This is a genomic window from Streptomyces sp. R818, assembly GCF_056172735.1.
On record NZ_JAOCNE010000009.1, the window covers coordinates 25,225 to 43,207 of the forward strand.

Sequence of the window (17,983 nt, forward strand, 5' to 3'; positions counted from 1 at the left end):
CGCCCATGAGCCTGACCCCGCCAGTAGTAGGACCGCTGGACGTACGCAAAGCGGTGACCTGGGCGAATGTCTCCGTGCGAGGCACGCTGGGAGCCATGACCACGACTGTTGCCGCATACGCCGCGCCCAGCGCCAAGGCTCCGCTGGAGCGCACCACCATCGAGCGCCGCACGGTCGGCGAGCACGACGTACTGATCGACATCCAGTTCGCCGGAATCTGCCACTCCGACATCCACCAGGCCCGTGAGGGCTGGGGCGAGGCCATCTTCCCGATGGTCCCGGGCCACGAGATCGCCGGTGTCGTCTCCGAGGTCGGCTCCGGTGTGACGAAGTTCAAGGTCGGCGACCGCGTGGGCGTCGGCTGCATGGTCGACTCCTGCCGTGAGTGCGAGCCCTGCCTGAACGGCCAGGAGCAGCACTGCGTCCGCGGGAACGTCGGCACGTACAACTCCGTCGGCAAGGACGGCGAGCCCACCTACGGCGGCTACTCCCAGAAGGTCGTCGTGGACGAGGCGTTCACTCTCCGCATTCCCGAGGGCATCTCCCTCGATGTGGCGGCCCCCCTCCTCTGCGCCGGCATCACGACCTACTCCCCGCTGAAGCACTGGGGCGCGGGCCCCGGCAAGAAGGTCGCCGTGGTCGGCCTCGGCGGCCTCGGCCACATGGGCGTCAAGATCGCCCACGCCATGGGCGCGGAGGTGACGGTCCTCTCGCAGTCCCTGCGCAAGAAGGACGACGGCCTGAAGCTCGGCGCGGACCGGTATTTCGCGACGAGCGACCCGGCGACCTTCGAGGAACTGGCGGGGTCTTTCGATGTGATCCTCTCGACGGTGTCCGCCCCGCTGGACTTCGGCGCGTACCTGAGCCTGCTCAAGACGGGCGGCGCCCTGGTGAACGTCGGCGCCCCCGAGGAGCCGATCTCCCTCAACCTCTTCTCCCTCATCGGCGGCAACAAGACCCTCGCCGGTTCGATGATCGGCGGCATCGCCGAGACCCAGGAGATGCTGGACTTCTGCGCGGAGCACGGCCTCGGCGCGGAGATCGAACTGATCGAGGCGAGCCAGGTCAACGAGGCGTACGAGCGGGTCCTCAACTCGGACGTGCGGTACCGCTTCGTGATCGACGCGGCGACGATCTGAGTCCGACCACCCTTACCCGGTAGGTAATCGACGCCCTCTTCGGGCTCCGGCCAGGATGTTCTCGTCCAGTCCGCCGGACCCGAGGAGGGCTTTGTCATGACCGCCTACGCCATCGCCGTACTGCGCCCCACGGCACCGGTCCACCCTGATGTCCTGGAGTACATCGAACGCGTCCAGGGCACGTTCGCCCCGTTCGGCGGCCGTTTCCTCTCCCACGGCAAGAAGAGCGAGTACGTGGAGGGGGAGTGGCACGGCGACATGGTCATCGTCGGCTTCCCGGACCTGGCGCGGGCGCACGAGTGGTACGCCTCGGCGGCGTACCAGGAGATCAAGCGGCTGCGGGCGGATCACATCCCGGGGGAGATGGTGTTCGTGGAGGGTGTGGCGGAGGACTACGACGCGTCGAGCACGGCGGCGGCGATGCGAACGGGCTCCGCGCGGTAGTAGGGCCGGACGAGGGGGACGTGGCTCACGTCGACGCGGGCGGCTTCCGCGGCTTCGCGGGCGTAGGGGCTGCGCGGGCGCATGGGTGGTGCCGGTTCAACGGATTCAGGCGGCGGTGCGTGGGCGCGGCGGCGGCGACCCGTGCCCGGCAGGAACGCGGTGAGCAGGGCTCGGGCGAGCCGCCTCACAGCTCGCACCACACCGTTTTGCCGCGCGCCCCTTGCTCGACGCCCCAGCGCAGGGCCAGCGCTCCTACGAGGGTCAGGCCCCGGCCGCATTCGTCGGTCAGGGTGGCGTGAAGGAGTGTGGGGAGGGCGCGCGGGTCGGGGTCGGTCACCTCTACGCGGGTGCGGTCGCCGTCGGTCGTGTAGACCCGTACGGAGACAGGGGTGCCCTCGCCCAGATGGTCGATGACGTTGGTCATCAACTCCGAAGCGCAGAGCCGGACTTCGTAGTCGTGAGCGCGGAGGTGATGGCGGATCTCCGGTACGGATTTGGGGGTGGCGAGGAGATCGAGGGCGAGGTCGGGCATGAGCGGGCGTCACCTTCCTGGGCGCACTGTGACGGTTCGCTCACACAGTGGCGCCACGCTGCGTACCGTGACGAGGGTTTCGAGTACGCAGGGTCACCTGCGGAAGCCCCCCCACACGCGGCGGTGAGCGATGGCACGGCGCAAGGACATCGACGGCTCGATGAGCGTCCCCACTTTCTACGGCAAGGAGCTGAGGTGGAAGCGGGAGGCCTCCGGCCTGTCTCTGGAGGAGCTGGTAGAGGGCAGCTTCTACGGAAAGTCGCTGCTCAGCGATATTGAGCGCGGCGAACGCCGGATGCCGATGGAGTTGGCCCGGCATGTGGACCGGGTGCTGGGTACGGATGGGTACTTCGCGCGCGGGTGTGACGACGTGGGGAAGGCCCGGCGGGGAACTCACGCCGAGTACTTCGCCGACACGCTGGAGTTGGAGAAACGGGCAGTGGAGATCGAGGAGTGGGATCCGTCGCTGATCCCGGGTCCGCTCCAACTGGAGCCCTACATCCGGTCGGTTGTGATTGCGGCTCACCCGACGGCGTCGGAGGAGGAGCTGGCCGGGAAGGTCGCCGATCGGCGTGCACGGGCGTGGCTCTTCGAGGGGCGCCAGGCCCCTGAAACCTGGTTGGTACTGCACGAGTCGGTCCTGCGGGAGTCGATCATCCCTGCCGGGGACATGGCGGAACAGCTCGCACACATCGCGGAGGTGGCGCGTCGGCGCCGGTCGTTTCCGCAGATCTTGTTGCGGAACTCGGGGGCGCACCCCTTCATGATGGGCCGGGCTAGGTTCATGGCATTCGCTGATGAGCCGCCGCTGATGTACACGGAGGGGATGTACAGCGGGCAGTTGGTCGACGATCCGGGCCTCGTGAAGCAGTATGCGAGGGCGTACGGTCGACTCAGGGCCGCAGCGCTACCAACCGAAGCGTCCCTGGAACTTATCGAGAGAGCCGCAGAGGACTACCGCAATGGCAAGGTCCCAGAGTGAAGTGAGCGCTGCTTCGTGGCGCGGCCGCGACAGCGACAAGGCGGGGGGCGTCCAGGCTTCCCTGCATAAGGCCTACTGGTACAAATCGACTTACAGCAACGGTGATGGGGGACACTGCGTCGAGGTCGCCCGCGGCTTCCCGGGCGCCGCCAAGTGGCGTAAAGCCAGCCACAGCAACGGCGACGGTGGAGATCGTGTCGAGGTGGGGCACGATTTTCCCGGCGCCGCCCGCTGGCGAAAGTCAGTCCACAGCAACGGCAGCGGCGGCGACTGCGTCGAAGTCGGTCATGACTTCCCCGGCGCCGCCCACTGGCGCACATCCGCGCACAGCAACGGCGACGGCGGCGAATGCGTGGAGGTCGCCCTGACCCCCGGCGCCCCGAAGGGCATCGTCCCGGTCCGCGACAGCAAGAACCCCGGCGGGCCCGTGATCGTCGTGGCCGACACGACCTGGTCCGCGTTCATCGCAGGGGTGCGCCGGTACTGACGGGCGACGCCACCAGATGCCCGACCAATTGCTCCTGCCCGGGGTACGGCCGCTCGGCCGGGAGCAACTTGGTCGCCGCCTCCACATCGCCCCCGGCGACCAACTCCCGTATCTCACGCACGCGCGGAGTCACATCGGAAACCGACACCAGCCACTCATCCGCGTAGAGCCGAACCGCCTCCCCGGAGAGCCCGAGCTGCAACGACCGGTGCTCAAGCGGCCGCAGCCACACATCCCGCTCGGGATCCCACTGCACCCGCGCGGGCGCAGACCGCAACTCCCGCTTCCAGGCCGAGTGATCGGCATGTACCCCGGACTCGTAGCTCGACAGGCACGCATGACGCAGCGCCCACTCGAAACCGGCTCGCTGGATCTCGACAGCCAGCACGACTTCCTGCCCCGGCTTCGTGGCCCAGCCGCACCGGTACATCATCCAGAGGAACGACGGCTTGATCCACGTCATCCGCTCCCGCTTCCAACCGGCCGGGAAGCGGCCGTCGCGCGCGGCGGGCAGACCGATCCCCGGCGCGTACGCCTGGTACACCGTGATCGTGCTGTCCGTGTACTGCGCCCGGATCTGCTGCCGGGGTATCGACTCGCTCATGCCCGACAGAATGGGCGCCCCGCGCGGACGCCCGCCAGCGAATAAAGCTCAGTGCCGCAGGCTCGCCGGGCTCCCCCCATTGGCCTCGTACCCGGCGACGGCCAGCGCCCGGTACACCGCGTACGCCGCCGCCGGGTCCTCCTCCGCCGTCCACGGGATCGCGCCGACGTGGCCGTCGACGTGCAGGATCTGCTGCATCGCCTCCGACCAGCGCTCGCTGCGGACGAGGAAGAAGACGAGCAGGTGGCGGACGTGGGCGAGCATGGGGTCGTCGGGGCGGGCGGCGTGCACCGCGAACAGGGCGCCGTGCAGCGCCTTGGACACGACCTCGCTCTCGTAGAAGCCGCGGACGAGGTTCAGGTCGGGCATGTGCTCGTACAGGGCGAACAAGGGGAGCGCGGCCAGGAGCGAGCCGCGCGGGGCGCGTGTCGCCGCCGCTTCCGCGAACGCGAACGCCTCGTCGCGCGAGCCGTGCCACTTCTCCGTCCAGTAGCGGAGTCCGGCCAAGTGCGCGCCCATGTGCCCTGGAGCCGTGTCGAGGATCTTCAGCCACAACTGCTCGAACTCGGACTGCGAGTAGCCGAGGCCGCGCGCCACGGCCAGGTGCGTGATGTGGGGGACCGGATCACCGGGGGCCAGGAGCGCCGCCTGCTCGCACGCCGCCCGCGCCTCCTCCAGGATGATCCGCTGCTCGTCCTGCGTCCCGCCGTTGCGCCACGCCTGCTGCACCAGGAACTCGGCGAAGACCTGCGCCCCGCCCGCGTCCTTGGGCTGCTGCGAACGCCAGGCGTGGAGCCACCCGGCGCCGAGGCGCGGCGTCTGCGCCAGCTCGATGGCGGCGGCTCCGGCGATCGCCTGGACGCGCTCCCAGCGGGTCTCGGTCTCCTTGCCGGTACCGGCCAGCAATTGCGAAGCCGCCGTGAAATCCTGATTGCGCTGGACCACCGCCATCACGTTCAGGAGATCCTGGTCCGGGCCCGGCAGGCGCACGTCGAGCTCCTCCTGGCGCACGAAACCGTAGTCCGCCGGGTCAGCCGCGTCCGGCGAGCCCGGGGCGACCTGACGGATCCCGCCCCCACCGCCGCGCCGGCGCAGCATCACCACCCAGGCGATCATCAGCACGGCCATCAGGACCCAGAGAATTCCCATGCCTCCAAAGCTAACCGAGGCGGCGTAAGAGGCCTGTCCACGAGCCCGGCGCACTAGGCTCGGGCTCCATGAGCGACACCCACAGCCAGAACGACGCCCACCGCGGGTTCGAGACGACCGCCATCCACGCCGGCAACACGGCCGATCCCGTGACCGGCGCCGTCGTCCCGCCGATCTACCAGGTCTCCACGTACAAGCAGGACGGCGTCGGCGGCCTGCGCGGCGGCTACGAGTACAGCCGCAGCGCCAACCCGACCCGCAGCGCCCTGGAGGAGAACCTGGCCGCGATCGAGGGCGGCCGCCGCGGTCTCGCCTTCGCCTCGGGGCTCGCCGCCGAGGACTGCCTGCTGCGCACGCTGCTGAGCCCCGGCGACCATGTCGTGATCCCGAACGACGCCTACGGCGGTACCTTCCGGCTCTTCGACAAGGTCGTGTCGAGGTGGGGTGTCGAGTGGTCGGTCGCCGACACCAGTGACGTCGACGCCGTGCGCGCCGCCATCACCCCGAAGACGAAGGCCGTGTGGGTCGAGACGCCCTCGAACCCCCTCCTCGGCATCACCGACATCGCCGCCGTCGCCCAGGTGACCCGCGAGGCCGGCGTCCGTCTCGTCGTGGACAACACCTTCGCCAGCCCCTACCTCCAGCAGCCGCTCGCGCTCGGCGCGGACGTCGTCGTGCACTCGATGACCAAGTACATGGGCGGGCACTCGGACGTCGTCGGCGGCGCCCTCGTCGTCAATGACCAGGCGCTCGGTGACGACCTCGCCTACCACCAGAACGCCATGGGCGCCGTGTGCGGGCCCTTCGACGCCTGGCTCGTCCTGCGCGGCATCAAGACGCTGTCCGTCCGCATGGACCGGCACAGCGAGAACGCCGCCCGCGTGGTCGAGATGCTCGGCCGCCACCCGCGCGTCACTCACGTCCTCTACCCGGGGCTGCCCGAGCACCCGGGGCACGAGGTCGCCGCCAAGCAGATGAAGGCGTTCGGCGGCATGGTGTCCTTCCGGGTCGAGGGCGGCGAGGAGGCCGCCGTCGAGGTCTGCAACCGCGCGAAGGTGTTCACCCTCGGTGAGTCCCTGGGCGGTGTGGAGTCCCTCATCGAGCATCCGGGCCGCATGACGCACGCGTCGGTCGCGGGCTCGCTGCTCGAAGTCCCCGCCGACCTCGTGCGGCTCTCCGTCGGCATCGAGTCGATCGACGATCTCCTTGCCGACCTTCAGCAGGCCCTGGACGGCGCCAAGTAAAAGCGGCAGTAAGTACTGCGGGTCACCAACCCGTCAACGGTGGAGTCGTCGTGTCCGGCGGCTCCACCCACGGCCGCGCCATCGTCGCCCACACCAGAAACGCCACCACCGCCGCGCACAGCAGCAGCCACAGCACCCGCCGCGCCACCTGGCGCCGCCGCAGCGTACGGCCGCCCCTGCGCATCGCCTCCGCACCGAGGTCGGCCGGCACGACGGGCGGCGGCGCCGCGTCGAGCACCGCGCGCACCGTGGCCTCCGTACGGTCCTGAAGGCTCATGCGTGCGCCTCCGTACGCTCCTGAAGGCTCATGCCCGTGCCTCCGCGCACCCTGTGACGGTCATGCCGGGGCCGCCCCGGGCAGCTCCGCCGCGGGCGCGGGGCCGCGCGGCGGGTGCAGGACGAGTGCCATCGCGCGCGCGTGCACCGCCCGTACGCGCTCCACGGGCAGTCCGAGCAGCGCGGCCACCTGCTCCTCGCCGATGCCCTCGAAGAGCCGCAGGACGAGGATGAGGCGCTCCTGCGGGGCCAGATGGCCGAGGACGCCGCCGTGCCCGCGGTGCTGGTGCCACGCCCCGCGCGCGAAACGGACGCCTAGTTCCTTGCGGGCGCAGTCGTAGGGGTCCTCCCCCCGCAGACGGTCCCAGGAGGCGTACGTACGGGCGAGGGCGGCCGTGAGCAGCTTCCGCGCGCGCGGGTTGTCGTCGTGCGGCTCCGCGGTGAGCAGCGTCGCGGCATGCAGCAGCCGCCCTGCCGCGCCCGCGACGAACGCCTCGAACTCCCGGGCCCGGCGGGCGTTCCTCGACGCCTGCCGTTCGCGCACGCTTCATATGAGGCCCGCCGCGGCCCCCCGGTCAAGAGGCGGGAACCGCGGCGGTACGTACGCGGTACGTACGGGGTGCGCGTGCCTCAGGAGGCGGCCGGGGGTGCCGCCTGACTCGACTGGCGTGCGCTGAGGGCGGAATTGAAGCGCGTGAGGAGCGCACAGAACTGCTCGCGCTCCTGTGGCTCCCACTCCTCCGTCAACTGCGCCATCAGCTCCCGCCGCGACGAGCGGACCTCGTCGAGCCGGGAGAGACCGCGCGGGGACAGCTGGAGCACGACGGCGCGGCCGTCCTCCGGGTGCGAGGTGCGCTTGACGAGGCCGGTGTCGACGAGCGGGGCGACCTGACGCGTCACCGTCGAGGAGTCGATCCCCATGCTCGACGCGAGCGCCTTGACGCCCATCGGGCCTTCCTTGTCGAGGCGGTTGAGCAGCAGATACGCGGCACGGTCCATCGAGTTGCGCACCTGCCCGACCCCGCCGAGCCGGGTCTGTTCGGCGCGACGGGCGAAGACCGCCACCTCGTGCTGCAGCGTTTCGAGGAGGCCGGTGTCGCCGGCGGTCGTCATGTCCATCGTTTCCTGTGGTGTGGGCATGGCCGGGGGCTCACTTCATGCGTGGGTGGTGGATTGCACTGGATTGGGGCACAGGGTACGCGGCGAAAGCGCTGGCCGTACCTGCGCTGCGCAATCCGGTCTCGCAGCGTGAACATCCAGGGAGACCTGCGCCGTGAGCTGCAAGACTTTGGTCATGAGCTACAACGCGTCTGACTCCTTGCCGCACCCTCTGCCCGCCGTGACCCTCGACGACGTACTCGGCGCCCAGAAGATGCTTGCCGGAGTGGCGCGGACGACCTCGATGTCCCACAGCCACCACCTGTCCCAGCTGGTCGGCGCGCCCGTCCACCTCAAGTGCGAGAACCTCCAGCGGACCGGCTCCTTCAAGCTGCGCGGCGCCTACGTGCGCATCGCCGGTCTGTCCCCCGAAGAGCGCGCGGCCGGTGTCGTCGCCGCGAGCGCGGGCAACCACGCGCAGGGCGTGGCCCTCGCCTCCTCACTCCTGGGCGTGCGCGCCACGGTGTTCATGCCCGTCGGCGCGCCCCTGCCGAAGGTCGCCGCGACCCGTGACTACGGCGCCGAGGTGCGGCTGCACGGGCAGGTGGTCGACGAGACGCTCGCCGCCGCGCAGGAGTACGCGCGCGAGACCGGCGCCGTCTTCATCCACCCCTTCGACCACCCGGACATCGTCGCGGGTCAGGGCACGCTCGGCCTGGAGATCCTGGAGCAGTGCCCCGAGGTGCGCACCGTCGTGGTCGGGATCGGCGGCGGCGGGCTCGCGGCGGGCGTCGCCGTCGCGGTCAAGGCGCTGCGTCCGGACGTGAAGGTCGTCGGCGTCCAGGCGGCCGGCGCCGCCGCCTACCCGCCCAGCCTGGAGGCGGGCCGCCCCGTCTCCGTGCCGAACCCGGCGACCATGGCCGACGGCATCAAGGTGGGCCGCCCCGGCGACGTCCCCTTCGCGCTCGTCCGCGGCCTGGTCGACGAGGTCCGTACGGTGTCGGAGGACCACCTCGCGAGCGCGCTGCTGCTCTGCCTGGAGCGGGCCAAAATGGTCGTCGAACCGGCGGGCGCCAGCCCCGTGGCGGCGCTCCTGAGCGAGCCGGACACCTTCGAGGGCCCGGTCGTCGCGCTCCTGTCCGGGGGCAATGTCGACCCGCTTCTGATGCAGCGCGTCCTCACCCACGGCATGGCCGCCGCGGGCCGCTACCTGTCGCTGCGCGTGCGGCTCACCGACCGGCCCGGCGCCCTGGCCTCCATCGCGGAGGTGTTGTCAGTGGCGGACGCTAACGTCCTGAACGTGGGCCACGTACGGACGGATCCCCGGCTGGGGCTGACCGAGGCGGAGGTGGAGCTGCACCTGGAGACGAAGGGCCCCGCGCACTGCGCCGAGGTCGAGGCGGCGTTGCGCTCCGCCGGTTACACGGTCCTCGGCTGACCGGGACGACCGCGCCGCCTCCCACGAACAAACAGGGAAACCGGCCGGGAAAACCGGTTGTTGAGACGCGATACATCGCGATACGGTGTGCGCCGCGTCACCCGATTGCCGGGCACGGACACTCCGGCGAGACTGAAATGTCGGCACAAAAAAGCATAGGCACCACCCACCAACCCATGGGGGAACCAATGCCAGGCGCCATCTACGCCGAAGGTCTGGTGAAGACCTTCGGTGACGTAAGGGCTCTGGACGGCGTCGATCTGGACGTACCAGAAGGCACCGTCCTGGGCCTGCTCGGACCGAACGGAGCGGGCAAGACCACGGCGGTCCGCTGCCTGACCACGCTGCTCACCCCGGACAGCGGCAAGGCGGTCGTCGCCGGGATCGACGTCCTGAGGAACCCGAACGAGGTGCGGCGCTCGATCGGCCTGTCCGGCCAGTTCGCCGCGGTCGACGAGTATCTGACCGGCCGGGAGAACCTCCAGATGGTCGGCCGGCTCTACCAGATGAAGGCCAAGCAGGCGAAGGCGCGAGCGGGCGAGCTACTGGAGCGGTTCCACCTCGCGGACGCCGCCGACCGCCCCTCCAAGACGTACTCGGGCGGCATGCGCCGCCGCCTCGACCTCGCGGCCGCGCTCGTCGTCTCGCCGCCGGTCATGTTCATGGACGAGCCGACCACCGGGCTCGACCCGCGCAACCGGCAGCAGCTCTGGGAGGTCATCCAGGAGCTGGTGGCGGGCGGTACCACGCTCCTGCTCACGACCCAGTACCTGGAGGAGGCCGACCACCTGGCGCACGACATCTGCGTCGTCGACCACGGCCGCGTCATCGCGCGCGGCACCTCCGACCAGCTCAAGGCGCAGACCGGCGGCGAGCGCGTCGAGGTCGTCGTGCACGAGCGCGAGCACATCGACACCGCCCACCAGATCCTCGCCGGATTCGGCAAGGGCGAGGCCACCGTCGAACAGCACACCCGCAAACTGACCGTCCCCGTCACCGGCGGCGCCAAGCTGCTCGCCGAGGTCATCCGCGAGCTGGACGCGCGCGGCATCGAGATCGACGACATCGCCCTGCGCCGCCCGACCCTGGACGACGTGTTCATCTCCCTCACCGGACACGTGGCGGAGGAGAAGGCGGACGACGCGCGGGACACCGGGGAAGCCGGTCCGCGCACGACCGAGGAGGCCCGCTCATGAGCGCCGTCACCGAGAGCGTGCGCGTCCCGCGCGCGGCGGGCGGCATCGGGCAGTCCGTCCGGGACTCCCTGGTCGTCGCCAAGCGCAACCTGATCCGGATGACCCGCATCCCCGAGATGATCCTCTTCGGGGTCATCCAGCCCGTGATGTTCGTGGTCCTCTTCACGTACGTCTTCGGCGGCTCCATCAACATTCCGGGGGCACCCGCCGGCAGCGCGAGCGCCTACAAGGAATTCCTGATGGCGGGCATCTTCGCGCAGACCGTCACCTTCGCCACGGCGGGCGCGGGCGCCGGGATCGCCGACGACATGCACAAGGGCCTCATCGACCGCTTCCGCTCGCTGCCCATGGCGCGCGGCGCCGTCCTGACCGGCCGCACCCTCGCCGACCTGGTGCAGACGGCCGTGACGCTCGCCGTCCTCGCCGTCGTGGCCGTGCTCGTCGGCTGGCGCACGCACGAGAGCATCGGCGAGGTCCTCGCCGGGTTCGGCCTGCTCCTGCTGCTCGGCTACGCCTTCACCTGGATCGGCGCGCTGATCGGCCTGTCCGTGCGCACCCCGGAGGCGGCGACCTCGGGCGGCCTGATCTGGCTGTTCCCGCTGACCTTCATCTCGAACGCGTTCGTCCCGGTCGACGGCATGCCGAAGTTCCTGCAGTACATCGCCGAGTGGAACCCGTTCAGCGCCACGGTCGCCGCGGCCCGCGAGCTGTTCGGCAACACGATCGACGGTGTGCCGAAGTCGGTCACCGGCGCCTGGCCGATGGAGCACCCGGTGTGGGCGTCCCTGATCTGGTCCGTCCTGATCATCCTGGTCTTCCGCACCCTCGCGGTCCGCAAGTACCGCAACGCGGCGGCCTGACCCGGCGTACGAAGAGGCCCCCGGGGCGCGAGCGCTCCGGGGGCCTCGTACGTGCTGCGGCGTCAGCCGCTGTACGGCTCCGCCTTGAGGATCTTGACCATGGCGAACTTGCCGTTCGGCAGCTCGTACTGGGCGTCCTCGCCGACCTTCTTGCCGTTCACGCCCGTGCCGAGCGGCGACTGCGGCGAATACGTCTCGATGTCGGAGCTCGCGTACTCGCGGGAGGCGAGCAGGAAGCTCATCGTGTCGTCCTCGTCGCCGTCGAAAGCGATCGTGACGACCATGCCGGGAGCGACGACACCGCTGGCCGCGGGCGCCTCACCGACCTTGGCCTTCTCCAGGAGCTGGGTCAGCTGGCGGATGCGGAGCTCCTGCTTGCCCTGCTCCTCCTTGGCCGCGTGGTACCCGCCGTTCTCCCGCAGGTCGCCCTCCTCGCGCGCAGCAGCGATCTTCTGCGTGACTTCCTCGCGCGCGGGACCAGACAAGTACTCCAGCTCTTCCTTGAGCTTGGTGTACGCCTCCTGCGTCAGCCAGGTGACGTCTTCGCTGGTCTGGGTCACAGGTCGCTCCTCGTAGGTACTGGGAAATAAAAAGCATCGCCCTACCCAGAAGGATGTTCCCTTACGGGTGGGCGAAACCACGAGCCTAACAATTCCCCGGTCGAAGGGGGAGGACATATGGCCGCGTTTTTGCGACCGCGCAGGTCACGCCGTACGAGGCCGGGTGACGTCAGTCGGCGTGGCAGCCGATCAGCTCGGCGCTCGTGCCCCGGCCGCCCGTCGTGCGCAGCGTGACGACCTTGTCGATGCGGTCCTCGTCCCCGGAGAACCGGAAGTCGGCGCGGCCGACCTCGGCGCCGTCGGCGGCCTGCGAGCGGACGGTGCAGTAGCCGCTCGCGTCACTGTCCTTGCGGATCTCCAGGTGGACCTTGACGCTGTCGTCGTACGTCTTGAAGGCGATGATCTCGCCGCTGAACTTGTTGCCGCCCACGTAGTACCAGCCGAACCAGCACATCATCGCGGCGAACAGGGTGCCGAGGACGATCGCGGCGATCCTCAGCTTCCGGTCGGCGCGGGCGTCGGCCGAGCGCGACGATCCGTAGCGGCCCTCGGGCAGCTGCTGCACGGCGCTCATCAGCCAGTTCCTCTCGCAACGCCCGCCTGGGTCCGGGCACCGGAATTTTCCGCCCCCCGGTTCGGTCACTATAGAAGCGCCCAACGCGCCGAATCACACCAGGGCGCCTTAATTCACCAAGGATCTTGTCTTGACTGAGCAGCTGCGACTGATGGCCGTTCACGCCCACCCCGACGACGAGTCGTCGAAGGGCGCGGCCACCATGGCCAAGTACGTGTCCGAGGGGGTGGACGTGCATGTCGTGACCTGCACGGGAGGCGAGCGCGGCTCGATCCTCAACCCGAAGCTCCAGGGGGACAAGTACATCGAGGAGCACATCCACGAGGTACGCAGGAAGGAGATGGAGGAGGCCCGCGAGATCCTCGGCGTCAAGCAGGACTGGCTCGGCTTCGTCGACTCGGGGCTGCCCGAGGGCGACCCGCTGCCGCCGCTGCCCGAGGGCTGCTTCGCCCTGGAGGACGTGGACGAGGCGGCCGGCCGCCTGGTCCGCCAGATCCGGTCCTTCCGCCCCCAGGTCATCACGACGTACGACGAGAACGGCGGCTACCCGCACCCCGACCACATCATGACCCACAAGATCACGATGGTGGCGTTCGACGGCGCGGCCGACGCCGAGAAGTACCCCGAGGCCGAGTTCGGCCCGGTCTTCCAGCCGAGCAAGCTCTACTACAACCAGGGCTTCAACCGGCCCCGCACCGAAGCCCTGCACAACGCCATGCTGGAGCGCGGCCTGGAGTCGCCGTACGCGGACTGGCTGAAGCGGTGGGACGAGTTCGAGCGCGAGGAGCGCACGCTCACCACGCACGTGCCGTGCGCCGAGTTCTTCGAGATCCGCGACAAGGCGCTGATCGCGCACGCCACGCAGATCGATCCGGACGGCGGCTGGTTCCGCGTCCCCATGGAGATCCAGAAGGAGGTCTGGCCGACCGAGGAGTACGAGCTGGCCAGGTCTCTTGTCGATACGTCCCTCCCCGAGGACGACCTCTTCGCCGGCGTCCGTCACAATGCCTGATGTGACATCGAATCTGGCATTGACCCATCTCGTCCCTCTTGCCGCGCAGGAGGTCGACGAGAACAAGGTGACCCCGGGCGTGCTCGGGTTCATCGTCTTCGCCGTGATGGCGCTCGCCGTCTGGGGCCTGATGAAGTCGATGAACCGGCACATGGGCAAGGTCGACTTCAAGGAGAAGGCGGGCTCCGGCGCGGAGCCGGCCGGCGCGACCGGCTCCGGCAAGGCGACGTCCGACCGCGCGTAGCCAAACCTTCAGGGCGGCCCGCGATGAGTTTCGCGGGCGCGCCCGGTCGTACCGGGTATGAGCCCTGTAGGCACAAGCCCGGTACTGATGCACGCGGTCGTCTCCGTGGACGGTTTCATCGCCGACGCCGAGGACCAGGTCGGACCGCTGTTCGACTGGTACGGCAACGGCGACACACCGCTCGGCGACGGCGGCGGCTTCCGCATCTCCAAAGCCTCCGCCGACTACACCCAGCCGATGTGGGACAGCCTCGGCGTGACGATCATGGGGCGCCACCTCTTCGACCTCACCAACGGCTGGGACGCGAAGCCCCCGGCCGGCGAACACGTCGTCGTGGTCTCCCACCGGCCCCGCCCCGCGGACTGGCACCCCGAGGCTGCGCACTACCACTTCGCCACCGACGTGGCCGGGGCCGTCGCCCGCGCCAAGGAGCTGGCGGGCGACCGCGCCGTCGCGATCACCGCGGGCGACATCGGCGGCCAGGCCCTCGCGCTCGGCCTGGTCGACATCGTGGCGATGGACGTCGTCCCGGTCGTCTTCGGCACCGGCAAGCGCTACTTCGGCCCGGTGCGGGGCAGCACCTCCTGGAGGACCCGCACGTGGTGATCCAGGGGGACCGGGTGCTGCACCTGCAGTACCGGACGCGCACGGTCTAGGGCCTGCCTGACAATTCCCTCCCCCAGCCTCCGGCCGGGAGGTGCCCCCAGCCCCGCGACGCCTGGCACGCTCCCCCAGCCTTCGGCCGGGGGGGACCCCCACTCGCCGCACCGGGCACAAGGCCAAGTACGTCCAGTACGAGGCCTTGCACCCGGCACTCCCCCAGCCTCCGGCCGGGGGGACCCCCATAGCACGCACCAGACGCCGCGGGGCCGCCCTCCGGGCGACGACGGGAATTGTCAGACAGGCCCTAGCTCACTGCTGCGCCGCTTCCTCCGGCACCCCCATCACGTCCCGCGCGTGCCGGTTCGGGACCATGCCCAGGCGCCAGGCCTGCCAGCCCGCGTCCAGGTCGACGCCGCGTTCGAGGAGCAGGGCGTACGCGCCGAGATAGTCGTCGAGCTTGCCGTCGCGGACCGGGTTGGGGGTGCGGGCGAGCTGGTCCAGCTCCTCCTGCGCGACCGCCGTGCCGATCTCCGAGCCGCCCGGCGACGCGTAGGGCAGGAGCGTGCAGCGCAGGAACGCGGCCCAGTCCTCGCCGCGCCGGTCGCCGTACGAGGCGAAGAGCGCCGCCGCCTCCTCGCACAGGGTCATCGCCTGTTGCAGCCGGGCGTTGCCCGCGTCGACGACCGCCAGCTCCAGGCACGTCCACGCCTCGCCGTGCGCGACGCCGATGCGCTGGAAGTCGGCGCGCGCGTCGACCAGGAGCTGCCGGGCGAAGCCGGAGTTGCGCAGGGAGCCCGTCTGCGCCGCCCGCTGGTCGCGGGTGACCCGCGCCGAGTGGTGCCGGGCGCACGCCAGCCCGTAGACGTCCCGCATCCGGGAGAACATCGTGCGGGCCCGCTCCAGCTCGCGCACCGCCTGGTTCAGATCGCCGGTCTCCTCCAGGGCCTGGCCGAGGTAGTAGTGGGTCCAGGCCACGCCCCGCGCGTCCTCGTTGTCCTGGTGGCGCGCGACCGCCTGGCGCAGGTCCTCCACCGCAGCCGACGCGTCACCGTCGACCAGGCGGACCCGGGCCAGCTGGGTCAGCGCCCACGCCTCGCCGCGGCCGTCGCGCGTCCGCCCGTACAGGCCGAGGGCCGCGCGCAGCTCACGGTCCGCGCGCGGCAGATCGCCCATGCGCAGGCAGAGCTGGCCGAGCTGGAAGTGGGCCCAGGCCTCGCCGTGCAGCGACTCGTTCTCCCGGTGCAGGGCGAGGGCGTCGGTGAGCAGCGCGAGGGCCTCGTGGACGTGGGCGCGGTCGCGCTCGACGGCCGCCAGCGCGTGCAGCGTCCAGCCGCGGTCGCCGCGCGTCTCGGGCGTCGTCTGCAGGTCGAGGGCCTCCCGCAGCTTGGCCGCGGCGTCCGTGAGCTGGCCCTGGTGGTGCAGGGTGATGCCGAGCGAGCACAGGGCACGGGCCTCGCCCGCCTGGTGGTGGGCCTCCCGGTACAGGTCGACCACCGACGTCAGCGTCGTCCGCGCCTTGTCCAGCTCGCCGAGCTGGCGGGCCGCGATACCCGTACGCCACTGGACCGAGCGCACGAGGAGCCCCTGGTCGATGGCCTGCGTCAGCTCGCTGATCTCGCCGAGGCGGTAGAGGTCGCCGCGCAGCAGGCAGTAGTCGCAGAGCGCGCCGAGCAGGCCGAGGACCGCCTCCTGGCTGACACCCTCCGCGTTCCGCAGCGCCGCCGTGATGAAGCTCGACTCGTCGTCCAGCCAGCGCAGCGCCGCGTCCAGGGAGGTGAAGCCGTGCGGTCCCGGCTGTCCGGCGCGGGTGGACATGTTGCCGTCGACCAGGCGGATCACCGAGTCCGCGAGATCCGCGTAGTTCTGGATCAGGCGTTCCTGCGCCGCCGTGCGCTCGGCCGGCTCCTCCTCGTCCGCGAGGCGGGCCTGCGCGAAGGCGCGCACCAGGTCGTGCAGGCGGTACCGGTCGCCCCGGACGTGGTCGATCAGCCCGGCCCGCGACAGCGCCGTCAGATGGCGGGCGGCGTCCTGCTCGCCCGTCGCCAGGAGCGCGGCGGCGGCGCCCGCGCCGAGCGAGGCGCGTCCGGCGAGCGCGAGCCTGCGCAGGAGGCGGCGGGCCGCGTCGGACTGGTCGGTGTAGCGCAGCCACAGGACGCGCTCGACGGGTTCGACGGGCCCGTACGCACTCAGATCGGCGGCCAGCCTGCGAGTCGTACGGGGCCCGATCGCGGACCCCGCGATCCGCAGGGCCAGCGGAAGGCCGCCGCACAACTCCCGTACCTCGTCGTCCGCTTCCGCGTCGTACGGCCCGCTCGCGTCCTCGGCGGCCTCCCGCAGCAGCTCCTCGGCGCCCGCCGCGTCCAGCGCCTCCACCGGGAGGTGATGCACCCACGCCGGGAGGGACTCGGGCAGCTCCAGCGGCTTGCGCGCGGTGACGATGACGAGGCTGTCGGACCGCTCCGGGACCAGGGCCCGCACCTGCTCGGCGTCGGCGGCGTCGTCGAGCACGATCGCCACCGGAAGCCCGGTCAAATGCTGGTGGTACAGCTCGCTCAACCGTTTGCTCTGCTGGTCCGGCGACGACCGCTCCCGGAACAGCAGCTGCTCGCGCGGCGCCCCGAGCCGGTTCAGCAGATGCAGCAGCGCGTCCCGCGTCGTCAGCGGCGCCGCGTCCGCCCGGTCCCCGCGCAGGTCCACCACGCACGCCCCGCGGAACTGGTCCCGCAGGTCGTGCGCCGCCCGCACCGCGAGCGTCGTACGCCCCGACCCCGGCGCCCCGTGCAGCACCACGACCGTCGGCCGCGTCTCCGTACTGGCCCGCGCCGCGTGCACCCACTGCGCGATCCGCGCCATGGCGGCACGCCGCCCCGCGAACGGCCCTTCCGGCACCGGGAGTTGCCCGAACGACTGCTCAAGGACGCTCCGCCGCCGCGCGGCCGCGCTCTTGTCGGTCCGCCGCGCGCCCGGCCCGGCGGTCTTCTTCGTCGTCCCGGTACTGGCGGCGAGCACCCGCTGCTGATCCAGGAACGGCCGGATGCCCCGCACCTCAAGGGCGGTCAGCCACTGCAGCCGCAACTGCTCGGGCCCGCCCGGCTGGTTCAACGCGCCCGCGCTGCGGCTGGCCGCCGGCAGATGCGCGGCGGTCACCTTGGCGACGGTCGCGGCGGCCCCGAGCACGGCCACGGCCGCCCCCGCACCCACGGCGACCCCGGTCCCGGCCCCGAGCGCCAGATCGGCGACGACGGCGGTGACGGCCCCGACCCCCGCCACCATCAGCGGCGTCGACCCGCCCTCCTTGGCGAACCGCTCCCCGAACGTCATCTGCCCGGCCGCCGCCTCGTCCAGCGCCCGCGTGTACGCGGCGTACTCCTCGTCGGCGGTCCGCCCCATGGCGTCGAGCGCCCCCTTGGCCCGGCTGAGCAGCACACCCCCGTCCGTCCGCCCGCCCGAACGCCGCACCTCCTCCTCCACGGCCCGGGCCAACAGCCGCTCGGCCTCCGCCCGATGGCTGTCTCGCATGGTCGGTCCCCCTCCGGTGGTG

General features: G+C 71.0%; 19 protein-coding genes and 2 pseudogenes. 12 read left to right on the plus strand and 9 right to left on the minus strand.

Annotated features, from left to right (window positions below; genetic code table 11):
* The first annotated feature begins 95 nt into the window (after positions 1 to 95).
* Positions 96 to 1,139 (plus strand): NAD(P)-dependent alcohol dehydrogenase, encoded by a 1,044-nt coding sequence (locus N5I75_RS23265; RefSeq protein WP_476680179.1) that lies wholly within the window; start codon positions 96 to 98, stop codon positions 1,137 to 1,139.
* A 96-nt stretch (positions 1,140 to 1,235) separates the two neighbouring features.
* Positions 1,236 to 1,583: a DUF1330 domain-containing protein gene (locus N5I75_RS23270; protein WP_476680181.1), complete on the plus strand. Its 348-nt coding sequence runs from the start codon at positions 1,236 to 1,238 to the stop codon at positions 1,581 to 1,583.
* A gap of 184 nt (positions 1,584 to 1,767) precedes the next feature.
* Here the strand turns inward: N5I75_RS23270 and N5I75_RS23275 are convergent, their stop codons facing one another.
* On the minus strand, positions 1,768 to 2,115 hold the full coding sequence (locus tag N5I75_RS23275; protein ID WP_476680183.1) for an ATP-binding protein: 348 nt from the start codon (positions 2,113 to 2,115) through the stop codon (positions 1,768 to 1,770).
* A 130-nt stretch (positions 2,116 to 2,245) separates the two neighbouring features.
* On the opposite strand from N5I75_RS23275, the gene N5I75_RS23280 reads away from it, so the two are divergent.
* The 3 genes and pseudogenes from N5I75_RS23280 to N5I75_RS23290 all read left to right on the plus strand — a co-directional run bounded on the left by N5I75_RS23280 (position 2,246) and on the right by N5I75_RS23290 (position 3,584).
* Positions 2,246 to 3,097 carry a helix-turn-helix domain-containing protein gene (locus N5I75_RS23280; protein ID WP_476680185.1) on the plus strand — a complete coding sequence of 284 codons (852 nt, stop codon included), beginning with the start codon at positions 2,246 to 2,248 and terminating at the stop codon, positions 3,095 to 3,097.
* A pseudogene (locus tag N5I75_RS23285) lies at positions 3,078 to 3,227 on the plus strand (DUF397 domain-containing protein); the annotation flags it as partial. The gene N5I75_RS23280 and the pseudogene N5I75_RS23285, both read left to right, overlap by 20 nt.
* A 72-nt stretch (positions 3,228 to 3,299) precedes the next feature.
* Positions 3,300 to 3,584: a DUF397 domain-containing protein gene (locus N5I75_RS23290; RefSeq protein WP_476680469.1), complete on the plus strand. Its 285-nt coding sequence runs from the start codon at positions 3,300 to 3,302 to the stop codon at positions 3,582 to 3,584.
* Here N5I75_RS23290 and N5I75_RS23295 read toward each other — a convergent pair.
* Both N5I75_RS23295 and N5I75_RS23300 read right to left on the minus strand, forming a co-directional pair.
* Complete coding sequence (locus tag N5I75_RS23295; protein ID WP_476680186.1) at positions 3,559 to 4,188, minus strand: DUF4291 domain-containing protein; 630 nt, start codon at positions 4,186 to 4,188, stop codon at positions 3,559 to 3,561. The genes N5I75_RS23290 and N5I75_RS23295 overlap by 26 nt on opposite strands.
* Before the next feature lie 48 nt (positions 4,189 to 4,236).
* On the minus strand, positions 4,237 to 5,337 hold the full coding sequence (locus N5I75_RS23300; RefSeq protein ID WP_476680188.1) for a hypothetical protein: 1,101 nt from the start codon (positions 5,335 to 5,337) through the stop codon (positions 4,237 to 4,239).
* Positions 5,338 to 5,405: 68 nt separating this feature from the next.
* Between N5I75_RS23300 and N5I75_RS23305 the strand changes: the two genes are divergently transcribed.
* Complete coding sequence (locus N5I75_RS23305) at positions 5,406 to 6,581, plus strand: cystathionine gamma-synthase (protein ID WP_476680190.1); 1,176 nt, start codon at positions 5,406 to 5,408, stop codon at positions 6,579 to 6,581.
* 22 nt (positions 6,582 to 6,603) lie between these two features.
* Here N5I75_RS23305 and N5I75_RS23310 read toward each other — a convergent pair whose 3' ends face one another.
* The 3 genes from N5I75_RS23310 to N5I75_RS23320 all read right to left on the minus strand — a co-directional run bounded on the left by N5I75_RS23310 (position 6,604) and on the right by N5I75_RS23320 (position 7,976).
* Positions 6,604 to 6,858 (minus strand): hypothetical protein, encoded by a 255-nt coding sequence (locus N5I75_RS23310; RefSeq protein ID WP_476680192.1) that lies wholly within the window; start codon positions 6,856 to 6,858, stop codon positions 6,604 to 6,606.
* A gap of 60 nt (positions 6,859 to 6,918) precedes the next feature.
* A complete protein-coding gene (locus tag N5I75_RS23315; RefSeq protein ID WP_476680193.1) occupies positions 6,919 to 7,401 on the minus strand; it encodes a sigma factor-like helix-turn-helix DNA-binding protein in 483 nt (160 codons plus the stop codon).
* 86 nt (positions 7,402 to 7,487) lie between these two features.
* Entirely contained in the window at positions 7,488 to 7,976 is a 489-nt protein-coding gene (locus tag N5I75_RS23320) for a MarR family winged helix-turn-helix transcriptional regulator (protein WP_476680471.1), read from the minus strand.
* A 175-nt stretch (positions 7,977 to 8,151) separates the two neighbouring features.
* On the opposite strand from N5I75_RS23320, the gene ilvA reads away from it, so the two are divergent.
* The 3 genes from ilvA (at position 8,152) to N5I75_RS23335 (ending at position 11,449) form a co-directional block, all read left to right on the plus strand.
* Complete coding sequence (gene ilvA / locus N5I75_RS23325; RefSeq protein ID WP_476680195.1) at positions 8,152 to 9,393, plus strand: threonine ammonia-lyase; 1,242 nt, start codon at positions 8,152 to 8,154, stop codon at positions 9,391 to 9,393.
* 188 nt (positions 9,394 to 9,581) lie between these two features.
* Complete coding sequence (locus N5I75_RS23330; RefSeq protein ID WP_476680197.1) at positions 9,582 to 10,589, plus strand: ATP-binding cassette domain-containing protein; 1,008 nt, start codon at positions 9,582 to 9,584, stop codon at positions 10,587 to 10,589.
* Positions 10,586 to 11,449 carry an ABC transporter permease gene (locus tag N5I75_RS23335; RefSeq protein ID WP_476680199.1) on the plus strand — a complete coding sequence of 288 codons (864 nt, stop codon included), beginning with the start codon at positions 10,586 to 10,588 and terminating at the stop codon, positions 11,447 to 11,449. Before N5I75_RS23330 ends, N5I75_RS23335 begins: the two co-directional genes overlap by 4 nt.
* A 62-nt stretch (positions 11,450 to 11,511) precedes the next feature.
* Here the strand turns inward: N5I75_RS23335 and greA are convergent, their stop codons facing one another.
* Positions 11,512 to 12,009, minus strand: coding sequence for a transcription elongation factor GreA (gene greA / locus N5I75_RS23340; protein ID WP_476680201.1), 498 nt, complete (start codon positions 12,007 to 12,009; stop codon positions 11,512 to 11,514).
* A gap of 169 nt (positions 12,010 to 12,178) precedes the next feature.
* A complete protein-coding gene (locus tag N5I75_RS23345) occupies positions 12,179 to 12,583 on the minus strand; it encodes a DUF4307 domain-containing protein (RefSeq protein ID WP_476680203.1) in 405 nt (134 codons plus the stop codon).
* A 130-nt stretch (positions 12,584 to 12,713) separates the two neighbouring features.
* Between N5I75_RS23345 and mca the strand changes: the two genes are divergently transcribed.
* The 3 genes and pseudogenes from mca to N5I75_RS23360 all read left to right on the plus strand — a co-directional run bounded on the left by mca (position 12,714) and on the right by N5I75_RS23360 (position 14,495).
* Positions 12,714 to 13,595 (plus strand): mycothiol conjugate amidase Mca, encoded by an 882-nt coding sequence (gene mca / locus N5I75_RS23350; protein ID WP_476680205.1) that lies wholly within the window; start codon positions 12,714 to 12,716, stop codon positions 13,593 to 13,595.
* Positions 13,588 to 13,839, plus strand: coding sequence for a hypothetical protein (locus N5I75_RS23355; RefSeq protein WP_476680207.1), 252 nt, complete (start codon positions 13,588 to 13,590; stop codon positions 13,837 to 13,839). The genes mca and N5I75_RS23355 overlap by 8 nt, the downstream gene beginning before the upstream one ends.
* Before the next feature lie 57 nt (positions 13,840 to 13,896).
* A pseudogene (locus tag N5I75_RS23360) lies at positions 13,897 to 14,495 on the plus strand (dihydrofolate reductase family protein).
* A 256-nt stretch (positions 14,496 to 14,751) separates the two neighbouring features.
* Here N5I75_RS23360 and N5I75_RS23365 read toward each other — a convergent pair.
* Positions 14,752 to 17,961, minus strand: a complete 3,210-nt coding sequence (locus tag N5I75_RS23365) for a tetratricopeptide repeat protein (RefSeq protein WP_476680209.1) — start codon at positions 17,959 to 17,961, stop codon at positions 14,752 to 14,754.
* Between the last annotated feature and the right edge of the window lie 22 nt (positions 17,962 to 17,983).